The organism is Paraburkholderia kirstenboschensis (assembly GCF_904848585.1).
GTDB lineage: Bacteria > Pseudomonadota > Gammaproteobacteria > Burkholderiales > Burkholderiaceae > Paraburkholderia > Paraburkholderia kirstenboschensis.
Genome location: NZ_CAJHCR010000005.1, coordinates 446,868 through 459,829, shown reverse-complemented (window position 1 = coordinate 459,829; position 12,962 = coordinate 446,868). Strand labels below are relative to the sequence as shown.

Below are 12,962 nucleotides of genomic sequence, written 5' to 3'. Positions count from 1 at the left end.
GAGACTAAGAAAACGCGGCCGGGCTTGCGCGCCGGGGCCGCACAGTTAAACAGTATGAGCATCATGTTTGGGAGCGCACCTACGCGTGCACTGCGCTGACGTCTGGTTATTCAAACATGATGATCATCATGCTTCCGTTTGTTAAGCATGATGCCTATACTGCTTCAAGTCAACCAATTTCATTTCATTTTTTCGGAGGACGTATGCGTTACCCGCCCGAAGAGACGGCAGAGAAGCATGCCCGTATCCTGGAGCAGGCATCCATTTTGTTTCGGGAGCGAGGATTTTCCGGGGTCAGCCTCAGCGAGATCATGAAGGCGACGGGTCTTACACACGGAGCGTTTTATCATCACTTTGCGTCAAAAGAAGATTTGATCGCGAAGAGCATCGAAGACACGTCGACCAAAGCGCTCGAGTTGATGCGAGAAGGTGCGGCCCGCGGTGAGTCGAGAGCTCGATACGTCGACGGGTATCTCACCGAGCAGCACCGTGACGACAGAGGCAACGGATGCATGATGGCGGGATTGGCAGGCGAGATTGCCCGTGAACCTGGGGCTCAGCCCGCGTTCACCCAGCATGTCGAAGGTATGATCAAAAGCTTCACTGAATCTCGCGCAAAGACCAACAGGAAGAATGCTCGCCGCGATGCGATTCATACGCTTTCAAGCATCGTCGGAGCCCTCATTTTGGCTCGTGCGGTTGATGACCCTGACCTCTCAGACGAGATTCTGCGTGAAACGCGAGCGGCCCTGGACTAACGTGCCTATCGCGTAACGCGCTCGCGGATTGTCGTTGTAGCGCTGTCATCACAGAAGCGCTACGAGGCTTTGAACGCGATAGATTGTCGATGTCCGCTGTCCGATGCAGAGCCGGCGTGCGAATGACGGTGGAAATGCAAGAGCCAGTGACCGCTCATGGCCGACTGCACTCATTCTCAGAAGGCGCCCGAAACCAGCCATCGAAGATTTCAACTGCTGCTCCACAGCACATTCCTTGAACTGGCGCTCTCGGCCAGTTCCGGACGTTCATCGTCGGGAGAGAGGAGACGTTCGAGCGGCTGGCGGTAACCGAGATCCGTCATTCGCGACCATCTGCGTGTTGGCGAAGCTACCGCGAGTCCGGGCGCACTTGAACTGCCGCGACAGCGATTTGAGCCGGCGATATATTGAACAGCGCCCCGACGGCCCTTCGAGCACACCACGCGCCGTCTTGATTCGGACCAGTTCATGTGCGCCTCGTAGTCCGAGCAGCAGCGCTGAGGGGGCGGACCAATATTGGTTACCGTTGCGTCAGTCCGTGTGTCACGTTTTGATTCTTCTCATGCATCGTGCGTAGTTCCTGAGCGCTGCGTGCTTCTTCCGCAAAGCCTTCTCTTCGACTACGGACAACACGCTTTCCATTGCCGACGGCTGCGACTTTTGCACGGCGTGCGGTGAAATTGGCGCATGTGGATAATGCGGCCGCAGTTTTTACCTGTCAGCGTTATTCATCAATGATGCAAGCGAACTAAACTGGTTTATGCATGCCTTAATTGGTGAGAGTCTAGATGGATCGGGGTGGGCGGTAGGGTGATCGACTACATCGTTGGCAAGGTCGGATTGATTGCGCGCCGCAATCCAGTTCTCTGGATTGCCGGCGCGCTATTGCTTGTGAACAGCGCGATGTCCTTCGCCAAACGTCCCGTCCACATTTCATCCCAAACGCGTTATTCGACTTCAGTTCTTTTCTATTCGTACCCAGTCTCTGCATCACCGGCCTACACGCCGTTTCGCCACGTACGCCGCTATGTGGTCCAGAATGCGATGCAATGGAGTGCTGTGGCTTACGGCCCGCCCGATAGCAACAATATCGTGCAAGGCAAACAGCGCTTCCGTTATGGGAATGCGCCGGGTAACCCTTACCTGGCCCCGCTCGACAGCGCTCAGGCCGCCCATTCACCCTTGCCCCCCGTTGGCTTCGGCCTTTCGTCCGACCCGCAGAGCGTTCCGCCCACTGCCGCAAGCGGTGACGACGACTGGAGCTTCAGGGCCAATCCGCTTCTGAACCTCAATCACGCGCATGAGCGCGGCGCAACCTTCTCGATTCGACACGACTTCTGAAGCGCGGCATCTCCCATCGCGTGAATAAAAAAGGCGGTGAAGGAACGCGGCGTTCGCCATTTTGCCCGTGCGAACGTGACGGCCGGGACGCCGGCACACTTAAACACGCCGGAAACCTCCCCGTTATGCCGGTGGTGTCAATGCCGCTCACCCTTCGGCATTGCGTTTCATGGCATGAAAATGCCGAGTGGCCGCATCCTTCATGGCGCGCAACCGGAATGGCAGCCACGCCGACTGGCCGGCCGTTAAACTTCGGAAGCCGTCGCTGTGGCCACTCTGGGTCGAGCGACCACAATGGACCCAGCCTGTGTGAAAACACATTGATCCCCTCAACTGAATCAACGCACTGAGGCCGGATGACTCATGAAGCGATTCGTTGAAGGCGATGACCGCAAGCAGGTCGCACTACTTCCCGAATGTGTCGATGACTACGTCGGGCAGGACAATCCGGTGAGAGTGATCGATGCCTTCGTCGACGAACTTGATCTCACAGAGCTCGGTTTCAACGGTACAACACCGGCGCTTACAGGCCGCCCGTCCTACCATCCTGGCGTGGTGCTCATGATGTATATCTACGGCTACCTGAACCGGATACCGTCGAGCCGGCGACTTGAGCGCGAATGCCAGCGCAATGTCGAGCTGATGTGGCTGACTGGACGTCTTGCTCCAGACTTCAAAACGATCGCAGACTTCCGCCGTGACAGCGGCGCGGCGATCCGCAAAGTATGCCGGCGTTTCGTCGAACTGTGTCGCGGGCTCAAGCTGCTATCCAGTGACATGGTGGCCATCGACGGTAGCAAGTTCAAGGCATCAAACAGCCGCGACATGAACTACACGGCAAGCAAGATCGACAAGCGCCAGAAGCAGATCGAGGAAAGCGAGCAGCGATATCTCGATCTGATCGAAAGCGCAGACCGCCGTCAGACTCTACGAGAAGATCGCCGTGCTGCGCCAGCAGATGCGTGAGCTCAACCAGATCAGCAGGCAGCTGGTAAAGCAGCCGGACAGGCAGTTGTCGATGGCGGATCCGGACGCGCGCTCGATGGCAACGAGTGGAAGAGGCTCCGGCATAGTGGGCTACAACGTCCAGGCAGCAGTTGATACGAAACATCATCTGATCGTTGAACACGAAGTAACCAATGTCGGCAACGATCATGGACAACTCAGCAGAATGGCGATATCTGCGAAGCACGCGATGGGCCGATCGAAGCTGAAGGTTGTTGCGGACCGCGGTTACTTCAGCGGGCCGGAGATAAGGGCATGCGATTTGAATGACATCAGCGCGTATGTTCCCAAGCCGCTCACGTCGGCGTCCCGGAAAAAAGGTCTGTTTACGAAGGCCGACTTTATCTACATAGCGAAAAGCGACACGTATCGATGCCCTGCTGGTGAGCGGGCGATCCATCGATTCACGACTGTCGAGCATGACATGAATCTGCGAGTCTACTGGCCCAGCGCGTGCCCACGTTGCCATCTCAAGGAATGATGTTCACCGTCTGACTATCGTCGAATTCGGCGATGGGAACACAAGAATGCGCTGGAAGTGATGCAGCGTCGGCTCGACCGGAAACCCGACGCCATGACCGTCCGCAGAAGTACCGTTGAGCATGTCTTCGGCACGGTCAAGCACTGGATGGGCCCCGCGCACTTCCTGACCAGGACGCTCAGGCGGGTTAGTACGTCTGACCGTAGTGGGTCGTCAGCACGCGTTCGCCGTCATCTGAAGCCGACATTCGATTCGAGTGGACGCAAACGACAGCGAAGCAGCGCGCTGCGGCCGCACGACGGATGAACGGCGAAGGTCGGCTGAGGGCGAACTGTACTCGACGGTCCTCGCGCCGATCTCCAATGCGCTACGGTCAACCGGATGACGACTTCGCGGAACGGGCTGGTGGGAACAACTTGGCCGCTCCGCCAAAAATAGGCGCGACGGAAAGTAGCCGCACGAATGCGCATGCAACATCATGTCGTGCGGCCAGCGTTGACTGCGCTGAACGACTTGCGCCCGCGGTAAGACCTGATTGACGTGGGTGACATCGCGAACTCGCAGACTGACAAGATCACAGCCACGTAGTTTGCTGTCGATTGCGAGGTTGAACAAGGCAAGATCGCGCACAGCGCGAGCGTTCTGGAGGCGAATCCGGATGGCTCAAACGTCTTTCGGTCTGAGCGGCGGCGTCTGGCCGAGCAGCCTGCCTTTGTTCCATGCTTCACGGGGTTGTTCGGTCTTCATGGCAGACTCCCACAAGAAAGATGGGAGTTCCATTGTGAAACGACGCTCTCGCCACTGCACCGTTCACAATCTTGCCGATTGTTGCCGCCAGCGTATCCTCCACCATCGTGACTCAACGGCTGGTTCACATCGAAACTTTCCTAAATGAGTAACGGAGGCGTTTCGGCCAATGCCGACATTCGGGCGTGCTGAGTTCTACGTCAGCAATATGGCGGCGGATTGCCGACGATGGCGGCATTGAGAACTGGGATGGCAGCTTCCTGCTTCAGCGAACTTACACTCTCGACCCCAACGCGCAGGTGAAACCATGCACACGCGCCATCAAATTCACGGCATCGGCCCGGATCCTGTAGGGACTCAGGTCGTGATGCCGATTTTCCGCTAGACACAAATGCCGCAGAAGACGTAAGTGCGTGTAAATTAGGATCTTGCTGCGACCCGCCACTGTGTCTTCGAATCGGTCGCCATCGGAGTCAGTCCTGAAGTTTGCACGGGAGCCGGCGTGAACACGAAGCACAGCAAGAAAGGTCATCTCGAAGCCGCGGCGTCACACCACGAGCAGGCCGCGCGACATCACCGCGAGGCGTCGCGGCATTTCGAGAACGATCGAGACTTTGCCCACGCCGCGCATCAGGCGATGATGGCCCATGGTCACACGTTGCATGCGATCGATCAGGCACACGCCGCTGGCGCGCACAGCACCAATACGCCGTCGATACCGCCTCCTTCGACCGGCTCTGTCGTAGATGCGGCGGACGTGGCGAAACATCATGCCGCGGCCGTGGAGCTTCACACGCAGGCGGCACAGCATATGCGCCATGCCGTCAAGCTCTTCGATCAGGACCGTAGCGCGGTCTCTCACGACGCACAACTAGCGCTCTCCCTTGCGCTGCGCGCGTTATCCCACGGCAACGAAGCGGCCAGACTATTTGTCAAGCTCGCTCCCAGTGGCACTTCGTGAATTAAGATTGGTTTATCACATCTGGTTCAGTGGAGTATTCGGGGTGGTACGGTATCCGCTAACACCGCTTATTGAGCGCACCGAAAGCTGAAACGCTTTCTGCGCGGCACGCACCTGCACAACGTACGGAACCGGGTTATCGCGGGCTATCCGGCCGTAGGACTGCCGTCGAAATCTGTGCATTGATAGGTGTGGCGCAACCCGGAGTACCACTCGCGACTAGGCGTTTCGCTTCAGCACGTCTGTTGCGATCGACTTCGCATGCGCTATGGCCTCTTGCGCGTTGAGAAAAACACCGAGCTGCTCCCAGCGCTCTTCGACAGCGTACGTTCCTTTCATACCAAGTGCCCTCTGAACACGCAATTGAGCTGCGTACCTGCCGTCCTCCAATGGTCGAGCAGTCGCTATTACCTTGTGCGGAAGGTCGGATCTTTCTGGCTGAACCAACTCGACAGGACCGCCAGGTACGCCGATATCTTTCAACTCGTTCCTGGCTTCGCAGTCCGGGCAGTAGAAGCACCACCCCTCGTCCTCGTGATTGGATCTGACCTGACCGCGAGCCAGCACGGCACGACATTCAACGTTTTCGCAGATGAACGGCATCACCAGTTTCCGGAGTTGTTTGAAAGAAATCCTAGCATGTCCGCCGACGGCCAACCATCGGCATTGTTGCCGTGCCTGAGGCTAAGGAAAACCCTCGGGCGCGAGCCGGCCAGGTCGCGTTACGCGCCGCAGAGTCGCCGTTATCGGGTATAAACCGCCGTCGATCGCCATAGTAGGTGGCCTAGGTCGAGCCAACAAATCGAGCAGCCTCGGTCGTGGACTCGCGAGAATGCTGGATGCGATCAACCTATCCGCCAAGGAACGGGATGACATGCCGCCACGATCGCAGCCTCTCGGCGGGGCAGCGTGGAGAGGCTGGCACTTCTGATGCTCGGGTCTTGTTCAGTTGCGAGACGACGGAGTGCATCATGAAAAGACTGATGGTATTCAATCTGTTATGCCCGTGCGGACACCGTGGCTGCATTGTCGAAAGCACAGATGAAAGCGCAGTGCCAGCGTGGCACTTCAACTTCGTCAGGCGCCTTTCTCACACTGGCGATTATGAAGGCCTCGACCCGATATTCGCCGATGTAAAGCCCGCTTGCCCCGATTGCGGAACGTCGTTGGGCCCCGAGCACGTCGTAGCACGGGTTGAGCTACCTGTTACCGGTGGCAACATGCCCCGCGCCACCTCAGGCGTCATGCCCCCGCCCATCGGACTTCAGAACGACCGGGAGCGGGGGTGAGCAAAAGTTGTTTCAGGCTGACACTGACGAAAGAGGGCATCGCTATGGCCGACCGATACGATCTGCAACGCTTCGTGGACGCGCAGCAGCCAGTCTATGCGCGGGTGACTGACGAACTGCACGCCGGCGAGAAGCGCAGTCACTGGATGTGGTTCATCTTCCCGCAAATAGAGGGGATTGGCAGCAGCCCGACCGCGCAACGCTACGCGATCTCCGGGCTCGACGAAGCACGCGACTACCTCGCGCATCCGCTGCTCGGTCCACGTCTGCGAGAGTGCACGGCGATCGTCAATGGCATCGAGGGCAAGAGGGCAGAGGGTGCAATGAGCGCCGGACTGATGTTTAGCCACCGCACGCTCCAGCCGGATCTCGATCGTGCCGGCAGCTAATGCAGGCCTCGTGTCCTGCGCTTGCGGCTCAACCGAAGATGATGCGCCGACTTCCGCTCGCGTGTCGCCTACAACTTTGGTGTCTATAGCTGGTGAAAGGTGCTTTGGGCGACTGCGAGGCCTCCTCGGTTCGAGGGTTCGAAAGCGACTGCAAGATTGAAACTCTTTCCGGTTACTTTGCATTTACCTCGTGCGATCACTCGAGCTGGTTCATCGTCAGGAGCGTCAACGGCGCCCTCGTGCGGGTGTGCTGGCAGGAACTGGGTTGCGCCGGGGGAAGAGTCGGCGCCGCCTCAGCTTCAACGTCAAGCGGGACCAGCCCCGCGATCCCCCGCTGCACGGACCCGAAATACCGACACTGTGGTTTCCAGCTGCCCCGCCTGCTCCTTGAGCGACAGTGCCGCCGCGGACGCCTGTTCGACCAGCGCCGCGTTCTGCTGCGTCACCTGGTCCATCTGTGCCACCGCGACATTGACCTGTTCGATACCCTTCGACTGCTCGTCGGATGCGGCGGCGATCTCGCCCATCAGGTCGCTGACCTTTTGCACCGAAGCGCGGATTTCCGCCATTGCCTGGCTGGCGCGGTCGACCTGCCGCGCGCCAGTCTCGACGCGGCGCAGCGAATCCGTGATCAGTTCCTTGATCTCCCGGGACGCGGTGGCGCTGCGCTGGGCCAGCGAGCGCACCTCACTGGCGACCACCGCGAAACCGCGCCCCTGCTCGCCAGCGCGCGCCGCTTCGACGGCGGCGTTCAGGGACAGGATATTGGTCTGGAATGCGATCCCTTCGATGACGCTGGTAATTTCGGCAATCTTGCCGGACGCGTCGGATAGACCCCGCATCGTCTGGACGACTTCCTGCGTCGCCTGATTGCCCTGCTCGGTCAGCAGCGCCGTGTTCGTCACCACCTGGCTGGCCTGCTTCGCGTTGTCGGCGTTCTGGCGAACCGTCGACGTCAGCTCCTCCATGGACGAGGCAGTTTCCTCCAGCGACGCGGCCTGCTCTTCGGTGCGTTGCGACAGGTCCAGGTTGCCGGCCGAAATTTCCTGCGCGGCGGTGTCGATCGACCGGGAGCCGTCCCGCACGATACTGATCGTCTGGACCAGTTTGCGTTGCATCGCCTGCAGGCCGCTCATCAGCTGCCCCATCTCGTCGCGCGTACGAACCTCGACCTGCGTCGTCAGGTCGCCGTCGGCGATCGCCCTGAAATGATGCAGAGCCTCACCCAATGGCGCACCGATCGCGCGCTGCAGCGACCACCAGGCGAGCACCGCCGCGCTGAGCGCGATCAGCATACCGGCGATGGCTACAACGACGAACCCATGGAAGCGGGCCCGCGCGGCATCAAACGTCGCCCGCGCAGTGGTGATCTGGATCTGGTCCAGTGCATTCAGGCCGTCGGTCACGTCGCTGGCCAGCGACGGCGGGATGTGCAGCCAGACCTCGGGGATCTTCGTCGCATCATGGGTGGCAATCGCGCGGAACATCGGCTCCAGGCCATTGGCGACGAGAGCATCGAATTTCGCATTCACGTCGGCCGCGCGGCGCGCCTCGTCGGGTCCGGAGAACGGCAGCGTGCGATACACGTCCCACGCCCGCTTTGACGTCGTGAGCAGATCACGGGCGGTCTGCGTTTCCTGGGGCACGTCTGGGCTGGCCGGATCAAGCGCGATGCGATACAGCCAGAGACGGGACCTCGACAGTGCAATGCTGGCCTGACCGAGCGCCGCTGAAGGAGCGAGATCGTTGGAATAGAGCTCCTCCACGTCGGCATTGCTCATTGACACGCCGACGACGCCCATGACGCCGCCGAGGATCAGCAGCACGCCGAGAAAACCCATCGCCAGCGCCAGGCGGACACGGATACTTAGATTCTTGAACATGATGATAGAACGGGTGAGAGGAGTGAAGGTCGTGCACAAGGCGCAGGAAGGAGGAAGCGAACCGCGCAAGCGCCAACGATACGTTGATAAAAATGTCATGTGTGATATTCGTATACGGCATTAGGCGGTAGAACTTGAGAGGCCGCGGTGGCTTCGGCTCGCTTTTTTGAGGACGGCAACGAGGTCGGCGTCGACCTCTGCCAGCAGTGCGTCAGGGACACGCTCGGCGCCTGGCTGCTGCGGATCACGCAGCAGTCATGACCCGGCTCGTCATACGTGATGGCATCGCTCCGCCGGCGCTGGATTTTCTCGCGTGGTGCGCCGGTGCCGGCGGAGTGTCAATCACGGCGGTGCAGCCGCTGCACGTCGTTGCGTGGGTCGAGCGGCAGACACATACCCACGCCGCACCGACTGTGAAGCAGCGGCTCGCGGCAATCCGGCATCTCTTTGACTGGCTCGTCAGCGGCCAGATCATCCCGCACAACCCAGCGGCGTCAGTGCGCAGGCAAGGTGAATCGAAATTCAAAACCATATGGTTCAGTATGGTGAAGCATACTGTTTTGCCACCAGAATAAATAAACCATACAGTTCAGTTATGTTAAAATCTACATCTGTAAAGACGGGAGATTGGTCAGGTGCGTTGCCGCCGGCGACGTCGATTCGATCGCATAAACAAAGGAGCGCCCGATGAGGGGGAAAACGGAAGCAAAGCGGCAGGCGATTGTTGACGCCGCGTTTGAGGTGTTCAGCGAGGTGGGGTTCGAGCAGGCGTCGATGTCGGAGATCGCGGCGCGGGCAGGCGGTTCTAAAGCCACGCTCTACAGCTACTTCGAGTCGAAGGAAGAGATGTTCACCGAGTTCATGACCGCCGCCGCGCAGGAGGAAGTCGGAGCGGCGTTCGTGCTGCTTAAGACCTCCACGCCGGTTCGCGATGCACTGGTGAGCTTCGGCACGCACTATCTGGTCGCGGTGCTGAAACCGCAACTGCTCGCGATACGCCGTCTCGCGCATCGCGAAGGCGGCCGGTCGAATGTCGGCGCCCTGTTTTACGAGCGCGGGCCGAAGCTGGGCTGGCAAACGGCGGCTGTCTTCCTGCAGCAATTGATTGACGCCGGGCAGTTGCGCAGCTGTGACGCAGCCATCGCGACAGCGCATCTGCGCACGCTGTATGAAGCTGAGTTGATGGAGCTGTGCCTGTTTGGCGTGCCGGCCGATACCAGCCCCCGCAACATCGCGAAGGTCGTCCAGAGAGCGGTCGACGTGTTCATGGCCGCATACGGGCCGGCGGACGCCGCACACACCACGCACTGACTATCCGGCTGCCGCCCGCATTGTGCGGGCGGCAGATCGGCATCCAGGGCAAACCGGCAGTCAGTCCTTATACAGCGCACTGGCCACGTAGCGGCGCCGCAGGTCGCCCAGCAGCGCTGCAAGGATCGCACTCACTGGCAGCGCGAGCAGCACGCCAAAAAAGCCAAAAAGCTGGCCAAACGCAAGCAGGGCGAAGATCACCGCGAGCGGGTGCAGCCCGATGCGGTCACCCACGAGTTTGGGAACAAGAAACGAACTTTCGAGAACCTGCCCAACTCCGTACACGGCTGCGACTGCGCCGATGCCGTACCAGCCGCCAAACTGCAGAAGCGCGGCAAGAAGGGCAAGGGCGAGTCCCACGGCGAAACCCACGTAGGGGATGAACACCGCCAACCCGGTGAAGAGCCCGATGGGCAGCGCGATGTCGAGGCCGGCCAGCGTTAGCGCTATCGGGTAGAACACGGCGAGCACGCCCATCACGAGCAACTGGCCGCGTAAGTATTGCGACAGCATGTGGTCCATCCTGGTCACGAGTCCCCGGATCTTGCCGACCCAGCGCAGCGGCACAAAGCTTTCCATCCGCGCGAATATCTGGTGCCGGTCGTAAAGCTGATAGAAAAGGACAAGCGGCACCAGTATGACGTTGCTCACCAGAGGCAGGACGACGTTGCTACCTGTACGCACGTACCGCAACGCGGCGAGTATGACGGTCTGGCCACCGCCGAACGTGTCGCCCGTGAGCAGGCGGCGAACTTCGGCCAGATCGAGCGAGTAGCTGATGCCCAGCAGTGCCAGTTTCGGTTGCAGCCACGCGTTGAGGTTCGCGATGAAGACGGGGATGGTCTTCGCGAGCTCCGGCCCTTCCTTGTGCATCACGGCAAGCACAAGGAGCGGCAGCAGGGTCAGAAGCAGTGCGAACAGCAGCATCATCAGCAGGACGGCAACTGCGCGTGGCACACGCTGGCGTACCAGCCACTCGACGCCCGGTTGCAGCATGTACGCGATGAGCGCACCGAGGAGGAACGGTGTCAGAACCGGTCGCAAGGTCCATAGAAGGACACCGAGCCCCGCGGCGATGACGCTCCCGACGAGGGTGTAGCGCTGATAGGGAGTAAGGATCATGGTCGAAAGTTGTATGGAGTAACCCGCAAGCGACCCCGCAGAAACCGGTGGCGTATCGAACGGGCCATCAATCGTCGTCATCCGGCATCGGCGAAGGCGGGGCGGGGGGGGCGCCCCCGGCATTCAGTGCGCCTGTGACGTATCCGCGACACGCATCGGTCTGGGCGCAAGCCAGATCGCAAGCGCGCCGACGATGAAGCAGCATGCGATGTTAAAGAAGAGCTGGTTGGTCGCGAGCATCACCGCCTGCGACTCGACCATGTTGCTGATTTGCGCCTGCGCCTGATCCGCACTCCAGCCGGAACCGGTCAGCGAGGACATGAAGTGGCCGGCCTGATCGACCAGGCCCGACAACTCCGCGCGGTTGTATTTCGTCTTGTCCTCCCACAACGTGTTGACGACCGACGTGGCAATCGCCCCGCTGAAGGTCCGGCAGAAGCTCATCAGCCCCGCCGCCGAGGCCGTTTCGGGCTCGTCGACGCTGCTCAGGCCGATGCTCGTCGTCGGCACGAAGAAGAACGGCAGACCGACGCCTTGCAGCAGCAGCGGCAGTGCCACCTGCCAGAAGTCCATGTCCGAATTCGCATGGGTGCGGAACAGCGTCACCGAACCGAGCAACATCACGCCGGCAAACACCAGCCAGCGTCCATCGAACTTCGTCGACAGCCTGGCTGCAAACGGCGCGGCGACAACCGCGAAGATGCCCGTCGTCGCCTGGGCATACCCGGCCCACGTGGCCGTGTACCCCATATTGTTCTGCAGCCACAGTGGCGTGAGCACGGTGGCGCCGAAGTACGCGCCGAACGCCAGCGACATGGTGACCACACTCGCACCAAAGCCACGATGGCGGAACACACGCAGATCGACGATGGGATTTCGCTCGGTCAGCTCCCAGATGAGGAAGGCGAGGAAACCAATCACCGCAACGATCGCGAGGACGCGAATTTCCATCGAGCTGAACCAGTCCTTGTCCTTGCCATCATCGACCATGATCTGCAGCGCAGAGACCCAGATGATCAGCAGCACGAGCCCGACCGTGTCGATCCGCATCCGGATCTTCTCCGATTCGAAGCGCTTGAGCATCATCCATCCGGCGTATGCGCAGATCAGCGACACCGGCACGTTGATGAAGAAGATGTAGGACCAGTGGTAGTCGTCGCAGATGATACCGCCCAGCACGGGGCCCATCACCGGCGCAATCAGTGTCGTCATGCTCCACAGGCCAAGCGCCGCGGCGGCCTTCTCCTTCGGAAAGATGCGCAGCAGCAGGGTTTGCGAGAGCGGCATGAGCGGGCCGCCCGCGAGCCCCTGAAACACACGGTACAGGATCAGCGTGCCGAGGGAAGTCGCCATCCCGCACAGTGCTGAACCTAGTCCGAACATGACCAGCGCCGCGATGAACACGCGTACCGTCCCGAAGCGACTCGCGAGCCAGCCGGTCAGCGGAACCGTGATCGCTTCGGCCACCGCATAGGACGTGATGACGTACGTGCCCTGGCTGGTCGAGGAGCCGAGTGCACCCGAGATGGTCGCCACGGACACATTCGCAATGGTGCTGTCCAGCACCGCCACAAAGTTGGCGGCGGCGATCATCACCGCCGCGAGAATTAGCATGGGGCCGGACAGCGGCGGCAATGCGATGTCATTGACCTGACTGGAAGACATGATGGCGGAT

Annotated in this window: 9 protein-coding genes and 2 pseudogenes; 7 read left to right on the top strand and 4 right to left on the bottom strand. The window is 60.3% G+C overall.

What is annotated here, in order from left to right:
* The first annotated feature begins 116 nt into the window (after positions 1-116).
* The 4 genes and pseudogenes from JMY24_RS17380 to JMY24_RS17365 all read left to right on the top strand — a co-directional run bounded on the left by JMY24_RS17380 (position 117) and on the right by JMY24_RS17365 (position 5,293).
* Positions 117-758, top strand: coding sequence for a TetR/AcrR family transcriptional regulator (locus JMY24_RS17380; protein ID WP_201702507.1), 642 nt, complete (start codon positions 117-119; stop codon positions 756-758).
* An 810-nt stretch (positions 759-1,568) separates the two neighbouring features.
* Positions 1,569-2,099 (top strand): hypothetical protein, encoded by a 531-nt coding sequence (locus JMY24_RS17375; RefSeq protein WP_236597428.1) that lies wholly within the window; start codon positions 1,569-1,571, stop codon positions 2,097-2,099.
* A 363-nt stretch (positions 2,100-2,462) separates the two neighbouring features.
* Positions 2,463-3,780 (top strand): annotated as a pseudogene (locus JMY24_RS17370) (IS1182 family transposase); the annotation flags it as partial.
* 1,054 nt (positions 3,781-4,834) lie between these two features.
* Positions 4,835-5,293, top strand: coding sequence for a hypothetical protein (locus JMY24_RS17365; RefSeq protein WP_164853836.1), 459 nt, complete (start codon positions 4,835-4,837; stop codon positions 5,291-5,293).
* 219 nt (positions 5,294-5,512) lie between these two features.
* Here the strand turns inward: JMY24_RS17365 and JMY24_RS38410 are convergent, their stop codons facing one another.
* Positions 5,513-5,896, bottom strand: a complete 384-nt coding sequence (locus tag JMY24_RS38410) for a hypothetical protein (protein WP_128592619.1) — start codon at positions 5,894-5,896, stop codon at positions 5,513-5,515.
* 730 nt (positions 5,897-6,626) lie between these two features.
* Here JMY24_RS38410 and JMY24_RS17360 point away from each other — a divergent pair.
* A complete protein-coding gene (locus JMY24_RS17360; RefSeq protein ID WP_236597427.1) occupies positions 6,627-6,971 on the top strand; it encodes a DUF1810 domain-containing protein in 345 nt (114 codons plus the stop codon).
* Positions 6,972-7,276: 305 nt separating this feature from the next.
* On the opposite strand, the gene JMY24_RS39375 is transcribed toward JMY24_RS17360, so the two are convergent.
* Positions 7,277-8,854 (bottom strand): methyl-accepting chemotaxis protein, encoded by a 1,578-nt coding sequence (locus JMY24_RS39375; RefSeq protein WP_201702506.1) that lies wholly within the window; start codon positions 8,852-8,854, stop codon positions 7,277-7,279.
* A 293-nt stretch (positions 8,855-9,147) separates the two neighbouring features.
* Here JMY24_RS39375 and JMY24_RS17350 point away from each other — a divergent pair.
* A pseudogene (locus JMY24_RS17350) lies at positions 9,148-9,357 on the top strand (site-specific integrase); the annotation flags it as partial.
* Between the two features lie 184 nt (positions 9,358-9,541).
* Positions 9,542-10,165 (top strand): TetR/AcrR family transcriptional regulator, encoded by a 624-nt coding sequence (locus tag JMY24_RS17345; protein ID WP_128598219.1) that lies wholly within the window; start codon positions 9,542-9,544, stop codon positions 10,163-10,165.
* A gap of 60 nt (positions 10,166-10,225) precedes the next feature.
* On the opposite strand, the gene JMY24_RS17340 is transcribed toward JMY24_RS17345, so the two are convergent.
* Both JMY24_RS17340 and JMY24_RS17335 read right to left on the bottom strand, forming a co-directional pair.
* On the bottom strand, positions 10,226-11,302 hold the full coding sequence (locus JMY24_RS17340; protein WP_128598222.1) for an AI-2E family transporter: 1,077 nt from the start codon (positions 11,300-11,302) through the stop codon (positions 10,226-10,228).
* Positions 11,303-11,410: 108 nt separating this feature from the next.
* Positions 11,411-12,952, bottom strand: a complete 1,542-nt coding sequence (locus JMY24_RS17335) for a DHA2 family efflux MFS transporter permease subunit (protein WP_128598220.1) — start codon at positions 12,950-12,952, stop codon at positions 11,411-11,413.
* Between the last annotated feature and the right edge of the window lie 10 nt (positions 12,953-12,962).